The following is a 23,423-nucleotide window of genomic DNA, read 5'->3' as shown; positions in this document are numbered from 1 at the left end:
GTGAGCAAGAGCGGGCTGTCGACGAGGAGGACTGGGACCGGGCCGACGCCTGCTACACCCAGATCCGCACTGCGCTCACCCTGACGTTTCCCGGCGGCGGCCCGGTCGCCGAGTTCATGCTGCACATCCACGACGACGGCACCGCTGGCCGGCGCTGGCACGACGAGCCCTTCGACGCGGTGAGCCCGTGACGACCTGGGTTTCGCTGCTTCTGGGACGAGGAAGACGTGTGGTTCTACTTCGAACTGGACGCCGATGGCTATGTGATCCGGCAAGTCGAGTTGCAGGAGCCTGGGACAAGGCTCTGACCGCTGCCTCGCTGACCGAGTGGCAAGAAGCCCAAAGAGACGGTCGGTCCGCTGAATACGAGAGCGTCTACGGTCTGACCGCGGAACCAGCCATCTCCGAGTGGGAAGGGCACGACCCGCAGTCGTTGTCGGCCGGTGAGTTCGAGATCGTTTGGTCGACCGCCCGCGGTGAACTTCAGGATCGTCAGCGACGCCCCGCTTCCTGAGCACGTCCATTACTGCGGATTCCGACCAGAAACTGCCATCTTCAACGCGAAACCGGCCGTCAAGCGTCTCGCCAACCTGACAAGGTCCTGCTCAGGCGGCATCACCCTCGCCATGATCCATGAGACGCGCCAACCGCACCGCCCACGCGTCTTCGCGACGCCTCGTCGCTGCCCCCCAGTAAGTCGCGGTTGAACCTGTCACCCCGCAGGTCAACGGCCTCGCCCCTGCAAGATCTAATGAGACGGGACAGCTGCCGTGCCGGGCCTGGGAGACCTCTTCCCACCGCTGGTAGAGGAACCCGCCCTCCTCCCAGGACGCCTTCCACGCGGCGCGCAGCCCGGCGAAGCGCTTGGGGCGGGGCCAGTCCTTCGCGTCGGGCGGCGGGGGCGTCTGGTTGAGCACGTCGAGGAAGGACGGGTTTTCCTGGCCGTTGACCGGCTTGTCGTTGCTGGGCATGGCGTAGCTGCTCCTTCGGCGAAGGGATCGGTGGGCGGTGCGGGCCGGCCGGAGCCGGTCAGCGGATCTCGTTGCGGGTGCGGGCGAAGAACGCCCCGCGCGTGGTGCTGTTGTTGTGGATCTCGGTGTGGTGGGTGACCGGACCCTGGTGGGCGTTCTTGGTGACGGCAGCGCGGGCCTTGCTGATCACGCCGCCGATGGCGGTGGCGGCCATGGCCAGGCCCGCGAACGGCAGGGGCTTCGCTGCCACCCGCGGCCTCGCCGACGACGGTGAGGCCGCGGGTGGGCCTCGAGCAGCATGCCGAAGCACTGCCCTGCGGGGGCTGGCCTCCGGCGATGCGGACAGTGTCAACCGGGCTGCTTCTCAGCGAAGGTGACCGGCGGGTCGGGGGTGAGGAGGGCGTGGACGGTCCAGCCGCCCTCACGGTTGGGCCCGGCGGTGACCTCGCCCCGGTACAGGGTGGCGCGTTCGCGCATACCGACCAGGCCCCGGCCGCCGCCCGTCGCACCACGGCGCGCGGGGGTGCGGGGCGGGCCGGTGTCCTCCACGGTGATGCGTACGACGCCGGGGTCGGCGGCGACGGAGACGTGGACCGAGGTGTCGGAGGCGGCGTACTTGACGGTGTTGGTCAGGGCTTCCTGGATGATGCGGTAGGCGGAGAGCTGGAGCCCAGGGGCCAGGCCGGTGAGGTCACCGTGCGCGTACAGGGCGACGGTGGGGCCGGCGGCGCGGACCCGGTCGAGCAGGGCGTCGAGGTCGGCGAGGCCGGGTTGCGGGGCGAGCGGGGCATCGCGCGGCCGGTCGTTGTCGTCGCCGATGACGGCGAGGAGCCGGCGCAGTTCGGCCAGGGCGTCGCGGCCGCTGGCGCTGATGATGCGCAGCGTCTGGGCGCCGCGTTCGGGCCTGGTCTCGGCGAGGGGCGCGGCGCCGTCGGCGAGGCCGACGATGACGGCGAGGGTGTGGCCGAGGATGTCGTGCATCTCGCGGGAGACGCGGGCGCGTTCCTGCGCGGTGGCGAGCCGGGCCTGCTGGTCGCGTTGCTTCTTCAGGGCGTCGATGTAGGCGTAGGCCAGCCGCAGGAGCAGGCCCAGTGCCGCGAACGCCGCCACGGCGACCATCACCATCAACGTCACGGGCTCCGGACGTGTGACGTACTCCAGCTGCCGGCCGTGCCAGAAGAAGTAGGCCCATGCGACGAGTTGCACGAGGGTGATGCCGGTGGCCGTGGCCAGCTGTCGCGGCGGGCAGTGACGGCCGACATTGAAGAGGGCGACCACCCGGGCGAATTCGGCGCCGGTCAGCACGCCCAGAGGAAGAGACACGATCGAGACGGCCGTCGTGAGGGCGAAGACCAGCATGGGGCGCCGTTCCCGCCACAGCAGCGGGATGCAGAAGGCGAGGATGATGGGCAGCTGGGGGTCGCCGACGTTGTGGGGATTGGCGTAGGCGTCGCTGCCGACCGCGAAGCAGAAGACCGGGACCCCCCACCGCCGGACCCAGGGACGGGTCCGGTCGGCCCGGCGCCACGAGGCGAGCCGGGAGACGACCGAGACGATCACCCGCTGCTCGGGATCGCTCGTCAGGGCCTGGAGGAAGTGGCGCTCGTCCGGGTGCGGGGCGGGAGCGGGGGCGCTCGGTGCGGTCACGGGGTGGGCCCTTCGCGATGTCGGGCCGCCCGCCGGCCCGGGGGGATCGGGCCGGCGGGCGGGGCAGGGGAGGCGGCCGGTGAGCGTCGGCCGCCAGGTCAGGAGCCGTGCGGAAGCAGGCGCTGCGGCTGGTTCGTCAACTCCTGCGGATCGGGTTCTTCAGCAGCTTCCTGCGCGTCGGTACTTCGGACTGCTGTGTCCCGGCGGTGGCGTCGCCGCCCCGTGCCAGGCGCTGCTTGAGCCTGGACAGTCCTCGTGCCTTCCCGGGGGCCTGCTGGGCAGATGCCGGAGTGTCCGTGTCGTCGGAAGCGTGGACGTCGGTGAAGGCGCGGGGGGCGCTGTGGCCGTCCGAATCGTCGCCCGCGTGGACCCCGGCGGCGACACCGGCGGGTACGAGTTCATGCGCGGAGTCCGTCTGCTCGGCGTCGAGCAGGTGGCGCAGCTTCTCGCCCTCGACATCCACGTTCGGAAGGACGCGGTCCAGCCACTTCGGCAGGGTCCAGGAGCGGTGGCCGAGCAGGGCCATCACCGCCGGGACGATGGTCATCCGGACGACGAAGGCGTCGAAGAAGACTGCGGCGGCGAGCCCCAGGCCGATCGACTTGATCAGAGCGGCGTCGTCGAGGAGGAATCCGGAGAAGACGGAGACCATGATGACCGCGGCCGCGGTGACCACCCGGCCGCTGTGCCGGAAACCCCGCACGATGGCCTGCGTGGGCTCGGCGCCGTGGACGTACTCCTCCCGCATCCGGGAGACGAGGAAGACCTCGTAGTCCATGGCGAGTCCGAAGACGACGCCGATCAGCAGGATGGGCAGCAGGCTGACGATGGGGCCGGTCTGGTCGACGCCGAAGAGGTCCTTCAGCCAGCCCCACTGGAAGACCGCGACCAGGACACCGAGGGTCGAGACCACGCTGAGCAGGAAGCCCAGGGCGGCCTTGAGCGGGATCACGATCGACCGGAAGACCAGCAGGAGCAGGACCAGAGCCAGGCCCACGACGATGGCCAGGTAGGGCACGAGCGCCGCGGAGAGCTTGTTGCTGACGTCGATGTTGACGGCGGTCAGGCCGGTGACCATCAGTTCGGCGCCGGTGTCCTGGTGCAGTGCGGCGCCGTGGTCGCGGATCTCGTTGACCAGGTTCTTGGTGGCCTCACTGGTGGGGGCGCTCTTGGGGACGGCGCCCAGCAGGGCCACGTCGCCGGCCTCGTTGAAGGAGGCGGGACGGACGGCGGCGACATCGTCCAGCTTGCTCAGCATGGTGTACGCGTCCTGGGCGGCGGCCTTGGGATCGTCGCTGCCCCGGGCGTCGACGACCACGGTGAGCGGTCCGTTGAAGCCCGGCCCGAAACCCTTGCTGAGGGTCTCGTAGGCGATGCGCTGGGTGCTGCCGGGGGGCTTCATGGAGTCGTCGTTCAGGGCCATCTTCAGGGACATCGCGGGGATGGCCAGCAGGGCCAGGCCGGCCACCGAGACGGCGAGCACCTTGACCGGGTTGCGGGTGACGAACTTCGCCCAGCGCACGCCCGTCGACTCGCCCTCGCCGCGCTCCAGCGCCTTCATACGGCGGGTGTGCAGCTTGCCCTTCATGATCCGCGGACCGGCGAAGCCCAGGACGGCCGGCAGCAGGGTCAGCGCGATGATCACGGCGACGGCGACGGCGAAGGCGGAGGCCAGGCCCATGGCGGTGAGCGTGCCGATGCCGATGACGGTCAGACCGCTGAGCGCCACGATCACGGTCAGCCCGGCGAAGACGACCGCCGACCCGGCGGTGCCCAGGGCACGCCCGCAGGCTTCCTCGGGCTGGTGGCCGTCGCGGATCTCGTTGCGGTGGCGGGAGACGATGAAGAGGGCGTAGTCGATGGCGACGGCCAGGCCCAGCATCAGTGCCAGGGTCGTGGAGGCCGAGGCCATGTCGAAGAAGTGCGTGGCGAGCGTGACCGACAGGACGGCCGCGGCCACCCCGAGGATCGCGGTGAGCAGCGGCAGTCCGGCCGCGATCAGCGAGCCGAAGGTGATCAGCAGGACGACGGCGGCGACCCCGACGCCGATCAGCTCGGCCGCCTTGCTCGTGGCCTTGTCCTTGACGGCGTTGCCGCCCAGGCTCACCTTCAGCCCCGCCTTCTCGCCCTGCTGGACGACGTCTGTCTGGACGGCGTGGGCGGCGCCGCTGACGTCGGCCTGGGCGACCTTGTAGGAGACCTGGGCGTAGGCGATGGTGCCGGACCTGCTGACCAGACCGCTGGTGAAGGGATCGGTGACACCCGACCCTGCGGCGACTTCTCCAGCTTCGCCACCAGGGACTCGACCTCGGCCTTGTTGGCGGCGGAGGTGAGCTTCTGCCCGCTGGGCGCCTCGAACACCACCCGTGCGGTGGCGCCGTCGGCAGAGGCCTGCGGGAACTCCTTCTGCAGCAGGTCGATCGCCCGCTGCGACTGCGTGCCCGGAACGCTCAACGCCCCGGAGGATGTGCCGGGCGCACTCATGGCGCCGATGCCGATGGCGGCCAGGACGGCGACCCACAGCATCACGACGACGCGTCGTCGCCGGAACGCCAGCCGGCCGAGCCGATAGAGGAAGGTGGCCACGGATTACTCCCACCAGGAGAAGAGATCATTGGGTGAGCTGGGCCTGACTGACCCGCGATCTCAACCTAGGAGCGGTATCGGGCAACCATCCCGTACGGCGGAACCGAATCCGGCGGGGCCCGCTAGTACCGCAGTACTACTCCCCACCCTCCTCGCAGTTCGCTGGCAGGCGATGCCCCGATCGAAGAGAGACCGTGCCGTCGACAGCGCGCGAGTTCGTGATTCCTGAACGGGTGGGGCCGGGAGCCTGCGTTCAAAACGGGCTCTGTTGAAGGAGGTGTGCGGGTTCGGACTACCGGGGCGGCTTGGCGGTGCGTTCGGGGTGGGCGGCCCGCACGAGGGCGAAGCCGCTGGTGATGGCTTCTTCCAGGACGTACGTCCGGCCGCGGAACTTCCGTGCCTCCTTCGGTGGGGAGGCCACGCAGACGCTGCCGTCGGGGTCGTAGCGCCGGGGCAGTCCGCCGTCGGCGACCTGGGTGCCGACCCCGGCCGGGGTGCAGAAGGCGGGGATGCCGGTCCCGCTGGCGCGCAGCCGTTCGGCGAGGGTGCCCTGCGGGGTGCGCTCCACTTCCGGTTCACCGGCGAGGTACTGGCGGGCGAACTCCTTGTTCTCGCCCACGGAGGAGCCGGGTCACCCGACCCCAATGACCTCGACGCCGCGACCTCCCCGGTCGCGGTCTCGGCCGCCTCGAACCGCAGCAGGCCCGACCAGGACCCGGCCGAGTGGCTCCCGCCGGCCGTCGAAGTCACCTGCCGGTACGTCTCGGAGTGGACCGCGACCAAGCTCCGCTGGGGCCTCATCCTCGACGCCGTCGAAGAGGAAACACCAACCCAACTCGCGGACCCTGCCCTGGCACCACCGTGACCTACCAACCTGCGCCGTAGCGCTGGGGCCCCGTTCTGGCAACGGACGGGGCCCCATGTGTTCTATCGGCCGGCCGCGGTTGTCCTGGTGCTGTGTACTCCGCTACGCCATCGGATGCGGTATGGAGATGACACCATGTCCCCGTGGTCACCATTGATGTCGGTGGGGTAGCCGATGAGTACATGTTGCATCTCCTACTGAAGCGGGAGCTGCGTTTTCCGGACTTCTACGGCATGAACTGGGACGCCTTCTGGGACTCGATCACCGGTCTGGTCCAGATCCCGGACCACCTTCGTTTTCCAGGCTGGGACCAGCTTGTCGTTGTCGTTCCCCGAGGAGCCACCAAGCTTCAGGAGGCACTCGACCGCTACCGAGAGGTATACCGTCCCCAGTTCGTCGCCGAGTATGGGCAGGGTTGAGTGGCTGCATCAGATGGCTGTGCCATCAGGGCACGGGAAACCGTGCTGCTCACGGATGGCCTTGCGCGTACGGTCGATCTGAACCAGAGGGAGGTGGAAGTCTGTGTTGTACGCACACGAGGTGATCCTGAACGAACTCGCACAGGGGCTCAGACCGTTGGCCCAGGGCGTCGAGTGGTTCGAGGGCCTTTCAGAGGATGACCAGCGCAAAATCCTCCATGCACTGGTGCTGTTCTGTGGGCAGGCCCGGGCCTGCGAGGAGGACGTGCCGGAGAGCATCGCGCGTTCCGGCATCCGCCCCACGCACACGCCGGCGGTGATGCTCACGAAGTGGCGCTTCGGAATGGAAACACTTCCGGCCTACGAACTCACCAAGTCCTTCCGCCTGCTCGTCGCCCTCTTCGGCATCGCCGACACCCGCAGGCGAACGCTGTACTGCGCCAGGGGATGTACTCACGCGTGGCACAACCTGGGCGTTGTTGGCTGCTGCCGAGTGGACTCGGACGGCCCGAGGACGGCCCGGACTCAGGAGTCGGAAGCGTAGGCGAACGCCTTGGCGCCTGGACATCAGCGGCCGTTAAGGTCAGCGGGTGATCAACATGCAGGTGCGCGGGGACCTCGGAAAGCCCGTCGTTCGTGCCCAGGTCGGCCTGGAATGGACGGACCTCTATCCCGCCCTGGATCCGGTGAACTTCCCGATGCTGTGGGCCTTGAGTCCTTATGGGGACGCCGTCTTCAACGAGCGGCAGGTGCCCCTGCTACTCGCGGAGCTTGACCGGCTTCCCGAAGCCTACGGCGGCATCTGGGTGGACCAGGTCCGAGAGCTGTGCACCGTCGTTCAGGGAGGAACGCACAGGTATCTCTGGTTCGTCGGCGACTGAGCGATCCGGACAACCGTCGCCCTGAGGAGACTTCCAAGCGCTGTCGTGGACACCGTGCACGTTCGCGGTCGAGCACGCAGAAACCCCTGGGACAACGCTCGTGGTCACGACCAATCAGCCGCATCCGAGCAATTGGTTCGGACGTGAGGCTGAGCCGGTCCTGCCATCCGGAGTTGCGCGAGCCATTCAGCTTGCCCTGCGTGAGGGGTGGATTCCGACGGCTCTGGGCGCCTCGTTCCACCTTGACCAGTCCGCCGGCTTCATACCGTCGCACTGAGCGCCGCAGACGGGAGCACCGCTTTAGGCAGCCAAACGGCACGGTTGTGCGTGCATTTGGGGCTAGGCCGTGTTTTGGAAGTCGCGGGCGGCGAGCCAGATGATGAGGTCGCTCGTGATTCGGTCGATGCCGTTCTCGGTGGTCACGTGGTGTTCGCGGTGGGTGGTGTCATGGCGGACGATCTCGTAGCCGCCTTCGTCGTGGACGGCGACGGACGCGAACCAGACAGGGTCGTCCTGGTCGGGCTGGATGACGACGAATGTGTTTCCCGTGTCGTTGAGTTCGCTGATGAGGTCGAACAGGGCGTCCTCGGAGGGGTCGTCGATGTGGTCGCCGTTTTCGCTGTCTGCGCAGTAGTACTCGGCGGCCACTGGACTTCTCCCCACGGTGCGCTGTCGGTTCGGGCGCCAGCAGGGCACGGCCGTGTGGGCCCGCGGCGGCTCACAGCCACTGCTGGATCGCCGCGATCTGGACCGTCGTCTCGAAGCGGACGGCCAGCTTGTCGTATCGGGTGGCCACGGCCCGGTGCTGTTTGAGACGGCTGATCCCGCACTCGACCGCGTGGCGGGTCTTGTAGTCCTGGCGGTCGAAGGCGGGCGGATGGCCTCCCGCGCTGCCGCGGCGCCTGCGGTTGCGGATCTGGTCGGCCGGCTCGGGGATCGTGCACCTGATCCCGCGTCGGCGCAGGTAGGCACGGTTGGCGCGTGAGGAGTGCGCCTTGTCACCCCGCACCCGCAAAGGACGCACCCGGGGACGCCCGCCGGCGGCGCGGGGCACCCGGATCGCTTCGAGAACGGGCTCGAACTGCGGGCTGTCGCCCCGCTGGCCCGCCGTGACCAGCAGCGACAACGGCTTCTGCCCCTGCTCACAGGCCAGATGGATCTTCGTGGAGAACCCGCCGCGCGAGCGGCCCAGCCCGTGATCGTCCGGCTCGGTCCGCGTCCCGCCCGGCGGTTCCTTCTGCCCGGCACCGTCCCGGCGGGCTCCTGCCGCATGCTGATGGGCCCGGCAGACCGTGGAATCGACGTTCACCTCCCACGCGATCAGACCCGCAGCGTCGGCCCTGACCTGCAACGCAGTCAGGATCCCAGCCCACACGCCCTCACGCTGCCAGCGCCTGAACAACCCATACACGGTCTGCCAGTGCCCGTACTCGACCGGCAGATCCCGCCACGGCACGCCGGTCCGCACACGCCACCGCACCCCGTCGATCAACCGACGCCGGTTGCGAACCGGACGCCCCAGCCCCACGACCGGCAACAACGGCTCCAGCACCGACCACTGCTCATCCGAAAGATCCCCACGCCCCACACCTAGATCATCACGCCATGAAGCACGGTCAGGGACTCAGTTCTAAAACACGGCCTAGTTGGGGCGCTGAACCGGGCGAATCACTGGAGCGTGTCCTCGTAGAGCCCGACCACTTTCACCGTGATTCCCCGCTGTTCCCCGCTAGATCTGGTGCGGTTGTGGTGCGGCGTAGGTCAACGGGAGGCAGACGATCATTCGTACCAAAGTCCGGGAAGCGGTCCACGCTTGGTGGTTGCCGGAACCCCGGACATGGTACTGCCCCTTTCGAGGTCGCCCCGGATGTGCAGATAGAGAGAGGGCGTCGGCAAGCCGACGGTCTGGATCCAGCCCTTGCCGTGCACATGGCCGGCGGCTGTCAGCCCTGCGGCTTGGCCCGGTGGGGCGATGCTCTCCACATAACTCTGGCAGATCGTCTCGCCGCTGTCGGCGAACGCGTAGCGGGCAGCGTAGGCGTAGCCCTCGTGGAGCCAGACATACAACACGATCGGCTTGTCCAGAACCGCGCGGAACCACTCGGCGGCAAGCTCGGCGAGCCGTTCCGTGGAGCCCGTGGCATCAAGTGCCCAGGCGCTGGGACGATCCGGGAGCAGATACAGCTGATTGTGCAGACGGTCCCCTCGGGCGCGGTCACCGACCAGGTGCACACCCAGATCGATCAAGTGCCGACGGGGCTCTGCCCGGTCGGACAGGCTGACATGAGCGAGGAGCGATTCCCAGTCGTCCGGGCGTCCGACCTCCCCGACGACATCAGCTGGCGCCCAGGCCGTGCAACGCCCGCTCAGCGCAGATATGAAGGCTCTCTCAGTGTCGTCGAACTCGAAGTCGTCGTCCGGATCATCGATCTCGAACCAAGCCCGCGTCGTCATGGGACGGACCTTATGACGAGAATGAAGTTTCCCCGTGATCCTCGTCGGCTGCCAGTTGGGCGAGTTGTCCGACGGTGTCGGCGTTGCGACCGGTGGTGGCGCGCATCCCGGCGACGACGGTGTGGCCGGCCCGTGCCAGTGAGAGGTGCGGCCAGGCGGCCGAATCCGTTGGAGGCGCCGGTGATCACGACGACCTGCGGGGTGGGGCGGACGCCGCCATCAGGCCAGGCCGCCGTTCGCCCGCAGGATTTGGCCGTTGACCCAGTGCCCTTCCCTGCTGGTGAGGAAGGCGACCACGTGGGCGATGTCGGCCGGCGTTCCCAGACGCTCCAGCGGCGGGGCCTTGGTCAGCGCCTCGATCTGCTCGTCCGTCTTGCCGTCCAGGAAGAGGCCGGTCGCCGTGGGCCCGGGGGCGACGGCGTTGACGGTGATGTCCCGGCCACGCAGCTCGCGCGCGAGGATCAGAGTGATCGCCCTCGACCGCGCCCTCGCTGGCGGTGTAGGCACCGTAGGCGGGGAACTGGGTGGCGACCACGGAGGTCGAAAGGCGACGAAGGAGCCGCCCACGCGCAGTTGGCGGGCGGCCTGCTGCGCGACGACGAAGGTGCCACGGATGTTGGTGCGATGCACGGCGTCGAGCACGCTCAGATCGAGGTCGGCGATCGGGGACAGAGCCAGCCGTCCGGCACAGTTCACCACGACGTCCACGCCGCCGAACTCGGCGTGCACCTGCTCGAACACAGCGGAGACGGCGTGTTCGTCGGCGACATCGGCCTGATCAGGCCCTCACGGGCCAGGCGGCGGCAACGGCGCGCCCGATTCCGCGCGAGCCGCCGGTGACGATGGCGACCCGGCGGGGCGCTTCAGCAGCAGTGTCGGTGGGGTTCATGTTTCCCACGATGCGGCGCTCGCAGCGTGCGTACCAGGGGATGTCATCCCCTGTGTCAGCGGCGCGTCGGCAGGCCGCTATCGCGCAGACCGGGTGTGTGGGTTCCCTGAAATACACTGAGCTCGGCGCTTTCCTGCGCTCGCGCCGCGAGCGCATCCGCCCCGAGGACATGCCGCCGCTCCGCCGGGGGACACGCATGCGGATCGTCGGGTTGCGGGAGATCTGACCGTTCTTCTTCTCGTGCCGGAACAGTGAGCGCAGTGTTCTGTTGAACTGGCCCGTCTGTTACCGCAGTTGTCTGACGTCCTGGTGATCTCGGTGGAAGCCTCCGATGCTGTGGTGGCAGTTCGTGCCCGCACGAGATCCGGTCCTGCGGGATGTAAGGGGTGCGGACAGCTCAGCGCGTGGTGTCACAGCCGCTACGCAGGGAGTCTCGCCGACGTCACGCTCGCGGGCCGGCGTCTGCGCATCGACTTGCCCGTACGCCACCAGCGGCGGACACCGCCGTTGCAGCGCCCGGTGGAGGACGTCGGCGTGGTGCTGGCCGGCCGGGGCGGTTCCCGGGTGCTACGGATCTTGCCGAGGCTGCGCGGCTGCCCTCGGGCAGGGTCCGTCCCGCGTCGACCGCGATCACCGGTGTCCGGCTGGCGCCAGGGGCTGAACAGTCCGAGGTGTCGGCGAGCCGCAGTCGGCAGGGGCCGACCTGTTGCTGCGAACGACGCCCCCGCTCTCCGGCGCCCACAGGATCACCGCCCCAGGCCCTCAACGACTCTGTGCCGTCGCCGAGTCGGCGGTGTCCACCGACTGGTCCCGATCGTGCGGCTCACATGTCGGCGCCGCGTGTCGTCCTGCACACTCGGGACAGGTCGCCGCCGGTGGCTCGGCCGGTCCGGGCCGTGCGTGCCGACTGGTCAGGGTCCGGGCGGTGGCGGCGAGCGCGGTCACCGTGAGGGCGGCCAGCATCGCCGTGGTGTGGGATCCGGCGCTGTCGGCTGCCCGGGCGACGGGGTTGGGCAGACCGAGGCGGTCGGCCAGCCAGCCGAGCGCCGCCGTGCCGGTGAGCAGGGCGCCGACCAGCCGCAGCAGAGGCTGGATGCGCAGGCGGGCGAGGACCAGCAGCGAGGGCAGCGCCAGGCAGACCAGCAGGAGCTGGACCAGCTCGATGCCGAGGTTGAAGCCGAGGAGACTGGCCAGGAGCTGTCCGGTGGACAGATGCATCTCGGCCAGGACGAAGGAGAACGCCATGCCGTGACCCAGCCCGAAGACCCCGGCCACAAGTGCCTCGCGGCCGGGGAACAGCGGGCGGATCGCGTGGACGGCACCGATGAGGATGCTCAGCGCGATGAACGCCTCGACCGGCCAGTCCGGGATGTCGAGGCGGCCGAGCGCGGTCGCGGCCAGCGCGACGGAGTGCCCGACGGTGAAGGCGAGCGTGATGCGGCCGATCCGGCCGAGCGCTGACCGCGCGCCGACCAGCCCGCGCCACCGTCCTGCGGTGGCCGCGAGCGGCGCGGGCAGGAGCAGGATCAGCAGGAAGAGCAGATGGTCGGTGCCGGTGAGGATGTGGTCGCCACCCAGCTTCACCAGGGCGAGGAAGCCGCGCCAGGCGCTGCCTTCGCCGAGGTCGACGTTCAGGGCCGGGACCTTCATGGTCCGGGTGTCGACCCGGACGGTGCCGACCTGGGTGGTGCCCGCGTCGTCGACCTGTCCGGTGGCCCAGTCCTGACGTACCGCCACCAGAGCTGTGTGCGTGATGACTTGATGGACGATGACGTCGTAGTCGAAGGTGAAGTGCCGTACGTCGGCGCCGACCGGCGGGGTGAGCACGGCCTCGGCGGTCAGCTCCCGGTAGGGGCCGGTGGAGGTCTGCTCGGTGCTGCTGAGGCTCAGGTCGCCGACGTTGACCTGCCAGGCCCTGCCCTCGGTGGTGGCCGGGTGGATGTGCTTGCCGAGGTAGGCCCGGATGGCCTTGGCCCTCTTGGACAACGTGGCCTGGGTGGTGTCGCTCAGGTCGATCCCGCTGGCCCGGGAGAAGTCGTCGGTCGGCAGTTCCAGCCGTGCCCTCACCGACGCCTGGTACACGTCGAGTTCCACCATGGAGTGCGGCATCGGATGCGCGGCGGCCGGCGACGCCCCGAGGAGGAGCGTCGCCGGTACCGCGATCGCGATCCCGGCCACCAGACCCAGTGCTGTGGTCAGCCAGTTTCGCGGTCGGGTCATGAGAAGGAGAACTCGCTGCCGTAGTCGCGGGTGTGGTCCCGGTACACGGTGTGGTAGTGGACCTTGTCCTGATAGACGAAGCCGTTCTGGCAGACGAACTCGATCCACACGCTCGGGCCGTCGATGCGGACGTAGTCGCCCTGGGCGTCCAGGTCCGTACCTCCGGAGTAGCCGACGTAGGTCTCGTTCAGCTCACGCGCGTACGTCTTCATGAGCTTCTTCGCGGTGGAGTCGTCCACGCCCGCGACCCATGGGTGGATCGCCGCCAGGACCAGCTTCTGCTGCTTGGGCGACAGCTCGCCGGCCTTGATGCCCTCCTTGGTCTCCGGGAACTGGCCGTCCTCGCCCGGGCCGAGCAGCACGTCGCTGAACGACTCGGACAGCTTGGCGGTGGCCAGCTGCTCCGTGCTCAGGCTGCCGGTCAGCTTCAGCAGGCCGTCGCGGAAGTTCGCCAGCGGCTCGTAGGCGGTGCCGTCGTCCGCGGTCCAGCTGGTGGGCTCCACGCCGGTGAAGAACGGGCTTGCGCCGGAGACCTTGCCGTCCTTGTAGGTGATGTTCACGGCGAGGTGGTGGCCGCCGAAGTGCAGCTGCCAGGTGCCGTCGACCGACGGGGTGCCCAGGAACGCCAGGAAGTAGATGTCGCTGCCGTAGCCGCCGCCTGCGCCGCCGCCGGTGCCGCCGGACGGCGGGGCTCCCGTCGGGGCGTCACCGGACGTGGCGCTCGGGTCCGCCGAAGCGGAGGCCGAGGGGTCGGCGGAGGCCGAGGGGTCGGCGGAGGCCGACGCGTCGCTCGACGCGCTGTCCGTCGGCGCGGCAGGCCCTGAGCCCGAGCTCTCCGCCGCGGCCAGCTGGTCATCGGCCAGGAGGGTCTGCAGAACGTGCTCGTAGCCGGTGTCCTTGCCGGTTCCCAGGGCCACCTTCAGCACGTTCTTCAGGGCGGCCAGCTGCTCGTCGCTCAGCGAGCCGGTCTGGATGCCGGGCCGGCAGGATCCGCCGCACGGCAGGTTCGACCAGGCGGTCGCGTTCTCCTCACTGAAGTCCAGCAGTGTCTCCGCCTGCTGGTCGGAGTCCAGCGTGTTCAAGAACGCGTTGGCCGCGCTGACCACGGCCGCGATGCCGTCGGCCTTCTTGTCGACCGGGTAGTGCACACCCGCAGCCGACGTCCGCGCGTCGCCGGTGGTCGTCGCGGCGTTGGCCGCCACGAATCCGCCCCCGACGAGGACCACACCGGCGGCCACGCCGGCTATGCCTCGCCAAGTCCGTCGGTTACGGGCCCGACTTGTTCTCTGCTTGCTCACGAACACTCCCTGAAGACAAGGGTGGGGGACGGTGCGCCGGACCTGAGGGCGGCGGCGTCCAGAACACGCGCGCGCTGGATGAGAGAACTATCAGCAAAATTGTTGACACCTCAACGCGCGAGCCTCCCCGCCTGTCCCAATTGGGCGGCGGGCACCCCGTATACGGGAAATATGCTGTGCCCGTTGACAGGTTGCTCTCATCGCGGCTTCAGCCGCCGAAACGGGCGCGCGTCACGCGAAGGCCGCCGTCCCACCATGTTCTGCACCGTCGGCAGTACTCCGCGTTCCGCCTGCTGAACAGCGCCCGACGCGTGATCGCCTCGACGACGTCCGGAGTGAGGCCTTCGGCGAACGCCGGCGAGGAGACCGCACAGCCCGCCCTGCGCGCCGTCGGCGACCTCACCCTCACCGGCCGCGTCGAGATCACCCGGCGCACCATCGACGAATACGCCGAGGTCCACGCCGACGGCGTCCTCGTTCTCACCACGCCACAGCGCCCGTCGTCGGGCCGGCCGTCGAACCGGTCCCGGTGACGGGCACGGAGGGGGCAGGACGGATCAGTCGAATGCCCACTGCTGGTTGGTCTGGCCGTTGCAGGTCCACAGGATCAGCTTGGTGCCGTTGGCGGTCGCCGATTCCTCGGCGTCGAGGCACAGTCCCGACAGGTCGTTGGTGATCGTGCCGTCGGAGTGGAGGGTCCACTTCTGGTTGGTGCCGTCGTTGCAGTCCCAGATGATGACCTTGGTGCCGTTGGCGGTGCCGTTGCCATCGGCGTCCAGGCACTTGTTGCCGTAGACGACGAGCTCGCCGCGTGAGGTGGGGGAGAACGTCTCGTTCCGCCCGCCGAAGCAGTCCCACAGGATGGCCTGGGAGCCGTCGGCGATGGTGTTCCTCTCCAGGCCGGCGCAGCGGCCGGAGGCGGCGCCGACGAGAGCGACGCCGTTGGTGCCGGGGATGTCCTGGACGCGGATGGCGTCGATGTCGGGCGCGGTGCCGCCTCCGACCGCGGCGAAGCGCACGGTGTTGGTGCCCTTGCCCAGGTGCGCCAGTACGGACACCGTGCGATAGGTCGTGGCCGAGCCGGTCGGCGGGAACGCGACCACGGACGTGTACTGGCCGTTGACCTGGACGGTCGCCGTGCGGGCGGTGCCGCCGCCGTTGGCATAGGTGATGTCCACCAGCTTGGTGCCGGCCGCGCCGGTCGTGACGGCACCGAAGGTGGGTGTGGTGGCCGTGGTCGTGTCCTCGTACGTCGACCCGGACGCCTCGGTGCCGGAGACGGTGAGCAGCACGGCGTCGCCCGCCGGGACGGTGGTGGAGTAACTCGTCGCGTGGGAACCCGCGTTGCCGCCCGTCCACACGTTGCGCACCGACGCGGAGGCGCCGGTCAGACCGAGGTCGGCCCAGCGCACGGTCATGGACGCCGAAGCGGACGAGCGGTTGAGCAGCAACACCGCGCGCTTGCCCGTGCCGGTGAGAACCTTGCCGTACACCTGGAGGTTCCTGGTGTCCTCGGCGACCTTGACGCCCTGGAGTCCGCGCGGGTCCTGGTCGACGGCGATGACCTCGGGGTTGGTGAGGATGTCGCGGGTGGCGGTGCTCATCGTGGCCAGGTCGTTGCCGGCCAGCAGCGGTGCGCCGGATATCGCCCACAGGCCCATGTGGAGCCGGTTCTGGGCGGCGGTCAGGCCGCTCATGCCGACCATCAGCATGTCGGGGTCGTTGTAGGAGCCGGTGTGCTGAGCGGTCGGGTGCAGGCCCCGGTCGAAGTTGGTGAGCATCATGCCGGTGGTCGGGGTCTGGCCCCACAGGATGACATCGGTGCTGGTGCGCCACAGGTCGCCGTACCCGGCGGCCCAGTTCCAGGGCAGTCCGCTGCCCCACTCGCAGAAGGACAGCACGAGCTCCTGGCCGGTCACGGCGGTGGCGGCCTTGTTGGCGGCGGCGATCGCCTTGTAGGTCGTCTCCTGGTCGAGGCCCTCCACCCGGCCGCCGCACCAGTCGATCTTGACGTAGTCGAAACCCCAGCGCTGGAAGGTCTCCAGGTCCTGTTGGTAGTGGCCTTCCATGCCGGTGTTCGGGGCGGCCGGGCGGGTGGTGGGGTAGTAGTAGCCGCAGCCGTTCCGGCCGGCGTCGGTGTAGATGCCGGCCTTGAGGCCCTTGCTGTGGATGTAGTCGGCGACGGCCTGCATCCCGCCCGGCCACAGGTCCGTGTCGACGGCGATGGAGCCGTCGGCGTTGCGGTCGCCCTGCCACCAGCCGTCGTCGAGGTTGACGTACTGATAGCCGGCCGCCGCCATGCCGGAGGAGACGAGAGCGTCCGTCTGCTCCTTGATGACATCGGAGTCGATGCTGCTGGCGAAGCTGTTCCAGGACGCCCAGCCCATGGGCGGCGGGGTGACCCCGATCTGGCTGGTGCTGACGGCGGCCAGCGCGGCGGACAGCGGCGGCGACGCGTGGCCGCTCAGAGCCGTCAGGCCGGCCAGTCCGAGGGCGAGTGCGAGGGCGAGTGCGAGGGCGCGCACGGTGATGCGTCCGGCCCAGCCCGGTGCGGAGTCGCTCGACATGCGGGTGCCTTCCATGGTCAGTACCCGACCCGGAAGGTCGCGTCCTGACGGTCCGTGGTCGTGGAGATCGGGTCGATGCGCAGGACGTGGTTCGAGTGGCGTAGGTAGCGGGTCGGGTTGTTGTAGGACTGGAAGGAGATCCAGCTCGCGTCCGCGAGGCCCGCCGTGCGGGAGAAGGTCGCGTCCGCGGCGAACGTCGAGGTGCCGTCATGCGCGTCTCGTTGGAGCGTGTAGTTGTAGTGCCGCAGGTAGCGGGTGGGGTAGTTGACCGACTGGAAGGAGACCCCGGAGCCGTCGGTGAGCCCGGGGACGAGGGTCCACAGGGAGTCCTTGTACGGCTCGATGGGGTACTCGTCGATGCGGCCCGCGTGGTCGGCGTGGCGGACGTAACGGGCCGGGTGGTTGTAGGACTTGAGCCGGTTCCTGCCGAGCAGAGCGCGACGGGACAGGGAGGGGTTTTCGCTCACTTGGGCTCCAGGGTGGCGTACGGGGGCGCCTGAATGGCCGGGATATCGAACAAGGTTCGGGAAATCGGTCAGAACGTAGAGGCTGATCATGTGCACGTCAATCGCGCTGTCCTGTCTTTGTGTCTCCTGTGCGTCCCGGGGCGGGGCGCAACCGCGCGGTGCGTGTGGTCGTCCTTCTTTCCCTGGCACAGGTACGCCGTCGTCCCGTATTCCCCGCCGCCCGGCGTCAGGGAGGACGCAGTGCCGCCGGTGGGGCGCGGGCCGCCGCGGGCACGCTGTCGACGTCGTTGGAGTAGTCACCGTGCGGGCCGCCGAACTGGTCGCTGAGCTGGAAGGCGGAGTCGCGTGTCCAGCTGAAGCCGGCGGTGAGCGGATCGTGGTCGGAGAGCATCAGCCCGTCGTCGGTGAGGAACCTGGCGTGCTCGTTGTTGTACGACGTGGCGTTGAGCGTGACGAGTTTGCTGGCCCGGTAGAGGATCTTGTCGACGACCTCGCAGGTGTTGGGGACGGTGGTCCCGGTCCGGTCCTACGCCGCCTGGGACTTCGCGGGGCCCCCCGGGGTGATCGACGGTGGGGTGCTCGGGGCGTTCGACGGGACCGGTACGCCGGTGCGGGACGCGCCGGAGGAGGTCCGGCAGCGGCTCGGGGCGATCGACGGCGGGGCCGTGTTCGACATGCCCCTGAGTGAAGTCGGGCTGGGCAGCCGGGCCGAGGGCGCCCAGATCTGGTACCAGCTCGCCGGATGGTACGCCCACCAGGACCCGGGCGGCCGTTCCGTGCTCCAGCCTCGCCTGCCGGCCCCGCTGCGGCCCTCGTCCCCAGTGGGCGACGCGGCCCTGCTCGACCTCCTCGTCGACGCCGCGAACCAAGGCGACGCGGGCCGTCCGCTTCCCTCAGCAGGATGCCCTGCGGTCGGACGCCTGCGACCACGCTTGCGTCAAGGGTGGCGGTCGGCTTCGCCCGTCGCGTTCTGGACGGTGAGGAGCCGTACCCGTGAACCGTCACCGACGGCGCGCCAACGGTGGGGAGTTCCGCCAGGGTAGTAGATGCTGTCTCCCGGTCCGAGTACGTGGAGGCGGGGCCCCTCCGCAGTCTGCAGGTCGATCTCGATCTCACCGGTCACGACGTAGACGAACTCGTCCCCGGGGTGGTCGTAGTACTCGTCGAACCGCTCTCCGACCCCGGTGTACTCCACGGGGTGGGCGGAGTAGGCCGGGGCCCCGAGCATGCGTGCCGTGCCGCCGCGGTTGGCCACGGGCAGGCCCTCACCCGAGCGCACCAGGTGGACGGAGTCGGCCGAGGCGCCGGGATGCGGTACCGCCGCCACGGTCATGAGTGCCTGCTGGGTGGTGCCGAGGGCGCGGGCGATGCGGTGCAGGGACGACATGCTCGGGCGGGTCAGCCCCCGCTCCAGCTGGCTGAGGAACGGGTGGGAGAGCGCGGCGCGCTCGGCCAGCTGGACGAGGGTCAGGCCTCGTTCCTTGCGCAACTTGCGGATCGCGCTGCCGAGTTCGGCGCGCAGCAGCGCGTCCGTGTCCCCGGCGGCGGGGGACGTGCTGGGTGCGGGTTGGGTCGGCATGGCAGGAATCCTAAGGGGCGAGGTCGGCGGGCCGTTGAGGTCCCGAAGGCGGCCGGGGAGAGGTTTTACGCCAGTGAAACACCGAGGCCCTACGCTAAATGTTGATGGCACGAACATTCTAGGTGTCGTCGAGTCCATCGAGTCGCACGGGTCGTACGTGCCTCCTCGTCCCGCCCAGTCCCAAGGGAGCCCCCATGGCCGCGGCCACCTCCGACCGTTTTGTCGCCTGCCCGCCGGACTCCGCCTTCCTCGACGCCATGGCCGCCCTGGCCGGGGGCGTCTGTGTCGTCACCGCCCTGACCTCCGAGGGGCGCCCGGTCGGCTTCACGAGCACTGCGGTGATGAGTCTGAGCCGCGCACCGCAACTGCTGGCCATCGGCGTCGGCCGCGCCGGCCGTTCGCTGCCTGCGCTGCTCGGCGGCCGCAGGTTCGCGCTGAACATCCTGCACTCCGGCGGCGAGCATGTCTCCCGGCGCTTCGCCGACCGCACCGCCGACCGGTTCGCTGACCTGGAGTGGTCGGCCGAGGAGCCCGGCGGGCTGCCGCTGCTGCTGGCGCACAGCTCGTACACGGTGCTGTGCCGCGTCGTACGTGACCTCCCGGCCGGGGACCATCACCTGATCGTCGCGGCCGTCGAGGACGTGGTGACCGGAACCGGCGGACCGACCGCGCTTGTGCACCACGACCGCCGCTACCACGCGCTCGGTGCCGCGTGAGCGGCCCCGACTGGTTCCAGGTCGCCGAGACCGGCCCGGGTGCCTTCGTGATCGGCGAGCCCGGCCACGTCAACAGCTACCTTCTGCTCGGCGACGAGAGGGCCCTGCTCTACGACACGGGAATGGGCATCGCCGACATCGGCGAGCAGGTGCGGCGGCTGACCGGGCTGCCGCTGCTGGTCGTCAACTCGCACCATCACTTCGACCACCGTGGCGCCAACGCCTCCCTGGCCGCGCACGCCGAGGACATCGCCGTACACGCCGACGGAGCCGCCCTGCACACGGATCCGGCCCCGCACGAGTGGCTGGAGGCGTACGTGCACCTCGCGCACGGCCTGCGCAAACGCTACGAGGAGTTCCACGCCCTGGATGCCGGCGGCTTCTTCCTGACGGACTCCCGCGTCGAGGTGCGGCCGGTCCCCGACCTGGCCGACTGGCGCATCGAGGCCGTACGCCCGACCCGCCTGCTGCACGAAGGGGACGTCCTCGGCCTGGGCGGCCGGAGCCTGGAGGTCCTCCACACTCCCGGGCACTCTCCGGACGGCATCTGCCTGTGGGAGCCGGAGACCGGGCTGCTGCTGGCCGGGGACACGCTGATCAGCGGTACCTTCTTCGCCCATGTGCCGGGCGCCGACGTGGCCGCCTTCGCCGACTCGACGCGCCGCCTCGCGGATCTGCCCGTCACCACCGCGCTGCTCGGCCACAATCTGCGGCACAAGGAGTCGGCGGACTTCGTGGGCCGGGTCGCCGAGGCGTTCGCGGCCGTACGGGACGGCCGCACCCTCCCGTACGCCTCCACCGACATGTTCGGCGCCCCCGTAAGCCGTCATGACTTCGACGGCTTCGCGGTGCTCACCGCGCCACACGGAACGGACCACTGACATGCCACCTCTGCTGCTGCGCGGCGCACGGCTGCCCGACGGAGGCGTCCGTGACCTCCTGCTCGACCCGGACAGCGGTCTCGTCGTCCGGGTCGTCCCACCCGGCCTGCTTCCCCCCGGCCCCGATGAACTCGACCTGACCGGGTATCTGCTCCTGCCCGCCCCCGCGGAACCGCACGCCCATCTGGACAAGGCGCTGACCTGGGACCTGGCGGGCGCTCTGCCCGGAGATCTGCCCTCGGCCGTCGCCGCCTGGCGGGCGTACGCCACGCGGGTCACCGAGGAGGACGTGTTCCACCGCGCCGGGCGGGCGGTCGACGAGCTGTGTGCGAATGGTGTGACGGCCGTCAGGACCCACGTGGATCTCCTGACGGACGACGGCAGCTACAGCACCGGTGATCCGCTGCGCGGCCTGCGCGCCCTGCTCCGGCTGCGCGGACAGCTCCGAGGGCGGGTACGGCTCCAGATCGCCGTCCTGCACATCGACGCCCCGGACGAGCTGCTGCACCGGGCGCTCGACCTCGGCGCGGACCTGCTGGGCGGCTGCCCCCACCTGTCCGCCGACCCGGCGGCGTCCGTGGAACGCACCCTGCGCATCGCCGCCGAGCACCATGCCGGAGTCGACCTGCACGCGGACGAGACCCTCGACCCGGGCGCGGGGGACCTGCGCCTGCTCGCCCGTGCCGTGCGAGAGCATGGCTTCGTCCCGGGCGTCACCGCGAGTCACTGCGTCAGCCTGGGCGCGGTGGAGCCGGACGAGGCGGCGCGTACGGCCAAGGAGGTCGCGGCTGCCGGGATCGGCGTGGTCGCCCTCCCGCTGACGAACCTCTACCTCCAGGGCCGCGGCCGTCCGTCGTCCACTCCGCGAGGCCTCACCGCCGTACGTGCGCTGCTGGGCGCGGGCGTGAGGGTCGCGGCCGGTGGCGACAACATCAGGGACCCGTTCAACCCGGTGGGCCGCGCGGATCCGCTGGAGACCGCGTCCCTGCTGGTCACGGCCGGTCATCTCGCCCCGGACGAGGCGCTGCACGCGGTCACGGCGGGCGCCCGCGCCGTCCTCGGCCTGCCTGCGGCGGGACCGCGCGAGGGTGCTGTCGCCGATCTTCTGGCGGTGCGCGCGGTGACCGTGTCGGAGGCTCTCGGTGCGTCCTGTCCCGAGCGGCTCGTCTTCGCCGGCGGGCGGCTGGTCAGCCGTACGTCGGTGGTCCGCGAATTCTACTGAGGCCGGCCCACCGCCGGGTCCCGACGAATGGATACCGCCGGGATATTGGCCGGAAACAATCAATGTTCATGCTATCAACATTCCTGACTGTGGCACTGAAGGGAGCTGATGTGCCGACCATCGCCGAAGAGACGCTCGACGCGACGCTGCGATTCGAGCGCGTCGACAAGCACTTCGCCAACGGGACCACCGCCCTGACCGGCCTCGAACTCTCCATCGCCCCAGGTGAGTTCGTCGCCGTCGTCGGCCCCTCGGGCTGCGGCAAGTCCACCCTGCTCCGCCTCGCCTCCGGCCTGGACACCGCTTCCGGCGGCACGGTCCACGCCCCCGCCGACTCGGTCGGCTACGTGTTCCAGGACCCGACCCTGCTGCCCTGGCGCACCGTCCTCGCCAACGTCGAACTCCCCGCCGAACTCACCGGGGCCCCGAAGGCCGAACGGCGCGAGCGCGCGCTGGACGCCCTTCGGCTGGTCGGCCTGGAGGGCTTCGAGAAGCAGTTGCCGGGGCAGTTGTCCGGAGGCATGCGGATGCGCGTGTCCCTGGCCCGCGCCCTCATGGCGCGGCCGTCACTGTTCCTCCTCGACGAACCGTTCGGTGCCCTCGACGAGCTGACCCGCCTGCGCATGCAGGAGGAACTCCAGCGCATCTACGCCGAGACCGGCTTCGCCGCCCTGTTCATCACCCACTCGGTGACCGAGGCAGTCTTCCTGGCCGGCCGGGTCGTCGTCATGTCGGCACGCCCCGGGCGCATCACCGCCTCCTTCGATGTCCCTTTCCCTCATCCCCGCCCGGCCGAGCTGCGCTACGACCCCGAGTTCGGCCGTATCGCCGGCGAGGTCTCCGCGGCACTGCGTGGAGGGTTCCAGTGAGCGCCGACATCACCGTCACCGCCCGGACCGAAGAGCCCGTACCGGCAACGGGCGTGACGCGGGCCGCGCCGTCGGCCCGCGCACGCCGCCGACGGGTCCGGCCCGCCGCGCTGCTCACCCCGCTCGGCTCGCTCGGCGCGGCCATCGGCGTCTGGTACGCCGCGAGCTATCTGCTGCTCAGCCCCGACCGGCGTTTCCTCGTCCCGCCCCCGCAGCAGGTCCTGACCGTGTCCTTCCTCGACTGGACCCATCTGCAGCCGATGCTCCAGGCTCTGTGGCTCACGGCGCAGGTCGCGCTCGTCGGGCTGCTCATCGCCTCCGTGCTGGGGGTGACGGCGGCGGTGCTGATGAGCAGGGCCCGCTGGCTGGAGCGCTCCCTGTACCCGTACGCGGTCGTCCTGCAGACCGTGCCGATCCTCGCGATCGTGCCGCTGATCGGCCTCTGGTTCGGCTTCGGCTTCACCAGCCGGGTGGTCGTCTGTGTCCTGATCGCCCTCTTCCCGATGATCGCCAACACCTTGTTCGGCATCCAGTCGGTCGACCGCGCCCACCACGACCTGTTCACCCTCCAGCGGGCGAGCCGCTGGGCCCGGCTGCGCAAGCTCGAACTGCCCGCCGCCCTCCCCTCGGTCTTCACCGGTCTGCGCACCTCCTCCGGCCTGTCCGTGATCGGTGCGATCGTCGGTGACATGTTCTTCAAGCAGGGCGAGCCCGGCATCGGGACCCTGCTCGACGTCTACCGCTCCCGGTTGCAGTCCGAGGACCTGTTCGCCGCGATCATCCTCGCCTCGCTCTTCGGCGTCGCGGTCTTTGCCGTCTTCACCCTCGTAGCCCGGCTCGCCGTGGGCTCCTGGCACGCCTCGGCCGACCGGCCGTAGCCGCTCAGCCTTTC

21 protein-coding genes and 6 pseudogenes are annotated in these 23,423 nt (G+C 69.9%); 11 read left to right on the top strand and 16 right to left on the bottom strand.

The window, feature by feature from the left end; genetic code table 11:
* Positions 1-191, top strand: a pseudogene (locus AQJ64_RS37620) (hypothetical protein); the annotation flags it as partial.
* Between the two features lie 414 nt (positions 192-605).
* Here AQJ64_RS37620 and AQJ64_RS51395 read toward each other — a convergent pair.
* From AQJ64_RS51395 to AQJ64_RS37590, 6 genes and pseudogenes are all read right to left on the bottom strand, one after another.
* Entirely contained in the window at positions 606-971 is a 366-nt protein-coding gene (locus AQJ64_RS51395; RefSeq protein ID WP_059203365.1) for a hypothetical protein, read from the bottom strand.
* A gap of 58 nt (positions 972-1,029) precedes the next feature.
* On the bottom strand, positions 1,030-1,221 hold the full coding sequence (locus AQJ64_RS37605) for a hypothetical protein (protein ID WP_059203364.1): 192 nt from the start codon (positions 1,219-1,221) through the stop codon (positions 1,030-1,032).
* A gap of 98 nt (positions 1,222-1,319) precedes the next feature.
* Complete coding sequence (locus AQJ64_RS37600) at positions 1,320-2,618, bottom strand: sensor histidine kinase (RefSeq protein WP_059203363.1); 1,299 nt, start codon at positions 2,616-2,618, stop codon at positions 1,320-1,322.
* A 136-nt stretch (positions 2,619-2,754) separates the two neighbouring features.
* Positions 2,755-3,876: an MMPL family transporter gene (locus AQJ64_RS51390; RefSeq protein ID WP_244902715.1), complete on the bottom strand. Its 1,122-nt coding sequence runs from the start codon at positions 3,874-3,876 to the stop codon at positions 2,755-2,757.
* A 285-nt stretch (positions 3,877-4,161) separates the two neighbouring features.
* A pseudogene (locus AQJ64_RS51385) lies at positions 4,162-5,102 on the bottom strand (MMPL family transporter); the annotation flags it as partial.
* A 415-nt stretch (positions 5,103-5,517) separates the two neighbouring features.
* Positions 5,518-5,832, bottom strand: a pseudogene (locus AQJ64_RS37590) (CoA-transferase); the annotation flags it as partial.
* Positions 5,833-6,212: 380 nt separating this feature from the next.
* Here AQJ64_RS37590 and AQJ64_RS37585 point away from each other — a divergent pair.
* The 3 genes from AQJ64_RS37585 to AQJ64_RS37575 all read left to right on the top strand — a co-directional run bounded on the left by AQJ64_RS37585 (position 6,213) and on the right by AQJ64_RS37575 (position 7,369).
* On the top strand, positions 6,213-6,488 hold the full coding sequence (locus AQJ64_RS37585) for a barstar family protein (RefSeq protein ID WP_055635375.1): 276 nt from the start codon (positions 6,213-6,215) through the stop codon (positions 6,486-6,488).
* 121 nt (positions 6,489-6,609) lie between these two features.
* On the top strand, positions 6,610-7,032 hold the full coding sequence (locus AQJ64_RS37580) for a DUF5958 family protein (protein WP_240512709.1): 423 nt from the start codon (positions 6,610-6,612) through the stop codon (positions 7,030-7,032).
* 55 nt (positions 7,033-7,087) lie between these two features.
* Positions 7,088-7,369 carry a hypothetical protein gene (locus AQJ64_RS37575; RefSeq protein WP_240512714.1) on the top strand — a complete coding sequence of 94 codons (282 nt, stop codon included), beginning with the start codon at positions 7,088-7,090 and terminating at the stop codon, positions 7,367-7,369.
* A 339-nt stretch (positions 7,370-7,708) separates the two neighbouring features.
* Here the strand turns inward: AQJ64_RS37575 and AQJ64_RS37570 are convergent, their stop codons facing one another.
* From AQJ64_RS37570 to AQJ64_RS37555, 4 genes are all read right to left on the bottom strand, one after another.
* Positions 7,709-8,017: a hypothetical protein gene (locus AQJ64_RS37570; protein WP_079062167.1), complete on the bottom strand. Its 309-nt coding sequence runs from the start codon at positions 8,015-8,017 to the stop codon at positions 7,709-7,711.
* Between the two features lie 70 nt (positions 8,018-8,087).
* The gene (locus AQJ64_RS37565; protein WP_055635377.1) at positions 8,088-8,957 is read right to left on the bottom strand and encodes an IS5 family transposase; all 870 of its coding nucleotides are present in this window, start codon (positions 8,955-8,957) and stop codon (positions 8,088-8,090) included.
* A 191-nt stretch (positions 8,958-9,148) separates the two neighbouring features.
* Positions 9,149-9,823, bottom strand: coding sequence for a hypothetical protein (locus AQJ64_RS37560; RefSeq protein WP_055635378.1), 675 nt, complete (start codon positions 9,821-9,823; stop codon positions 9,149-9,151).
* Positions 9,824-10,042: 219 nt separating this feature from the next.
* Positions 10,043-10,564, bottom strand: a complete 522-nt coding sequence (locus AQJ64_RS37555) for an SDR family oxidoreductase (protein ID WP_079062166.1) — start codon at positions 10,562-10,564, stop codon at positions 10,043-10,045.
* A gap of 254 nt (positions 10,565-10,818) precedes the next feature.
* Here AQJ64_RS37555 and AQJ64_RS52580 point away from each other — a divergent pair.
* Positions 10,819-10,929: pseudogene (locus AQJ64_RS52580) on the top strand (transcriptional regulator); the annotation flags it as partial.
* Positions 10,930-11,474: 545 nt separating this feature from the next.
* On the opposite strand, the gene AQJ64_RS37545 reads toward AQJ64_RS52580, so the two are convergent.
* Together AQJ64_RS37545 and AQJ64_RS37540 are read right to left on the bottom strand one after the other, a co-directional pair.
* Positions 11,475-12,932: a HupE/UreJ family protein gene (locus AQJ64_RS37545; protein WP_055635380.1), complete on the bottom strand. Its 1,458-nt coding sequence runs from the start codon at positions 12,930-12,932 to the stop codon at positions 11,475-11,477.
* On the bottom strand, positions 12,929-14,170 hold the full coding sequence (locus tag AQJ64_RS37540) for a DUF3500 domain-containing protein (protein WP_244902713.1): 1,242 nt from the start codon (positions 14,168-14,170) through the stop codon (positions 12,929-12,931). The genes AQJ64_RS37545 and AQJ64_RS37540 overlap by 4 nt, the downstream gene beginning before the upstream one ends.
* Positions 14,171-14,565: 395 nt before the next feature.
* Between AQJ64_RS37540 and AQJ64_RS37535 the strand changes: the two genes are divergently transcribed.
* Positions 14,566-14,763 (top strand): hypothetical protein, encoded by a 198-nt coding sequence (locus tag AQJ64_RS37535; protein ID WP_157880992.1) that lies wholly within the window; start codon positions 14,566-14,568, stop codon positions 14,761-14,763.
* A 24-nt stretch (positions 14,764-14,787) separates the two neighbouring features.
* Here the strand turns inward: AQJ64_RS37535 and AQJ64_RS37530 are convergent, their stop codons facing one another.
* The 4 genes and pseudogenes from AQJ64_RS37530 to AQJ64_RS37520 all read right to left on the bottom strand — a co-directional run bounded on the left by AQJ64_RS37530 (position 14,788) and on the right by AQJ64_RS37520 (position 18,843).
* Positions 14,788-16,797 (bottom strand): RICIN domain-containing protein, encoded by a 2,010-nt coding sequence (locus AQJ64_RS37530; protein WP_055635391.1) that lies wholly within the window; start codon positions 16,795-16,797, stop codon positions 14,788-14,790.
* Between the two features lie 17 nt (positions 16,798-16,814).
* Positions 16,815-17,219: pseudogene (locus AQJ64_RS37525) on the bottom strand (AbfB domain-containing protein); the annotation flags it as partial.
* A 206-nt stretch (positions 17,220-17,425) separates the two neighbouring features.
* Positions 17,426-17,790 (bottom strand): annotated as a pseudogene (locus AQJ64_RS46990) (jacalin family lectin); the annotation flags it as partial.
* Between the two features lie 411 nt (positions 17,791-18,201).
* Positions 18,202-18,843 (bottom strand): helix-turn-helix domain-containing protein, encoded by a 642-nt coding sequence (locus AQJ64_RS37520; RefSeq protein WP_055635383.1) that lies wholly within the window; start codon positions 18,841-18,843, stop codon positions 18,202-18,204.
* Positions 18,844-19,037: 194 nt separating this feature from the next.
* On the opposite strand from AQJ64_RS37520, the gene AQJ64_RS37515 reads away from it, so the two are divergent.
* From AQJ64_RS37515 to AQJ64_RS37495, 5 genes are all read left to right on the top strand, one after another.
* On the top strand, positions 19,038-19,559 hold the full coding sequence (locus AQJ64_RS37515) for a flavin reductase family protein (protein ID WP_055635384.1): 522 nt from the start codon (positions 19,038-19,040) through the stop codon (positions 19,557-19,559).
* On the top strand, positions 19,556-20,440 hold the full coding sequence (locus tag AQJ64_RS37510) for an MBL fold metallo-hydrolase (protein ID WP_055635385.1): 885 nt from the start codon (positions 19,556-19,558) through the stop codon (positions 20,438-20,440). Before AQJ64_RS37515 ends, AQJ64_RS37510 begins: the two co-directional genes overlap by 4 nt.
* Position 20,441: 1 nt before the next feature.
* On the top strand, positions 20,442-21,662 hold the full coding sequence (locus tag AQJ64_RS37505; RefSeq protein WP_055635386.1) for an amidohydrolase family protein: 1,221 nt from the start codon (positions 20,442-20,444) through the stop codon (positions 21,660-21,662).
* Between the two features lie 110 nt (positions 21,663-21,772).
* A complete protein-coding gene (locus AQJ64_RS37500) occupies positions 21,773-22,531 on the top strand; it encodes an ABC transporter ATP-binding protein (RefSeq protein ID WP_240512711.1) in 759 nt (252 codons plus the stop codon).
* A complete protein-coding gene (locus AQJ64_RS37495) occupies positions 22,528-23,409 on the top strand; it encodes an ABC transporter permease (RefSeq protein WP_240512712.1) in 882 nt (293 codons plus the stop codon). The genes AQJ64_RS37500 and AQJ64_RS37495 overlap by 4 nt, the downstream gene beginning before the upstream one ends.
* Positions 23,410-23,423 lie beyond the last annotated feature (14 nt).

The organism is Streptomyces griseoruber, from assembly GCF_001514205.1.
Taxonomy (GTDB): Bacteria; Actinomycetota; Actinomycetes; order Streptomycetales; family Streptomycetaceae; genus Streptomyces; species Streptomyces griseoruber.
Note: the sequence above shows the minus strand (reverse complement) of the source record. Positions and strands in the feature narration are given on the sequence as shown.

What these genes read in the sequence shown, in the direction of transcription:
- AQJ64_RS51395 (WP_059203365.1), bottom strand. Translation starts at nt 971, where the DNA reads ATGCCCAGCAACGACAAGCCGGTCAACGGCCAGGAAAACCCGTCCTTC.
- AQJ64_RS51390 (WP_244902715.1), bottom strand. Translation starts at nt 3,876, where the DNA reads ATGCTGAGCAAGCTGGACGATGTCGCCGCCGTCCGTCCCGCCTCCTTC.
- AQJ64_RS37575 (WP_240512714.1), top strand. Translation starts at nt 7,088, where the DNA reads ATGCAGGTGCGCGGGGACCTCGGAAAGCCCGTCGTTCGTGCCCAGGTC.
- AQJ64_RS37560 (WP_055635378.1), bottom strand. Translation starts at nt 9,823, where the DNA reads ATGACGACGCGGGCTTGGTTCGAGATCGATGATCCGGACGACGACTTC.
- AQJ64_RS37545 (WP_055635380.1), bottom strand. Translation starts at nt 12,932, where the DNA reads ATGACCCGACCGCGAAACTGGCTGACCACAGCACTGGGTCTGGTGGCC.
- AQJ64_RS37530 (WP_055635391.1), bottom strand. Translation starts at nt 16,797, where the DNA reads ATGTCGAGCGACTCCGCACCGGGCTGGGCCGGACGCATCACCGTGCGC.
- AQJ64_RS37520 (WP_055635383.1), bottom strand. Translation starts at nt 18,843, where the DNA reads ATGCCGACCCAACCCGCACCCAGCACGTCCCCCGCCGCCGGGGACACG.
- AQJ64_RS37515 (WP_055635384.1), top strand. Translation starts at nt 19,038, where the DNA reads ATGGCCGCGGCCACCTCCGACCGTTTTGTCGCCTGCCCGCCGGACTCC.
- AQJ64_RS37505 (WP_055635386.1), top strand. Translation starts at nt 20,442, where the DNA reads ATGCCACCTCTGCTGCTGCGCGGCGCACGGCTGCCCGACGGAGGCGTC.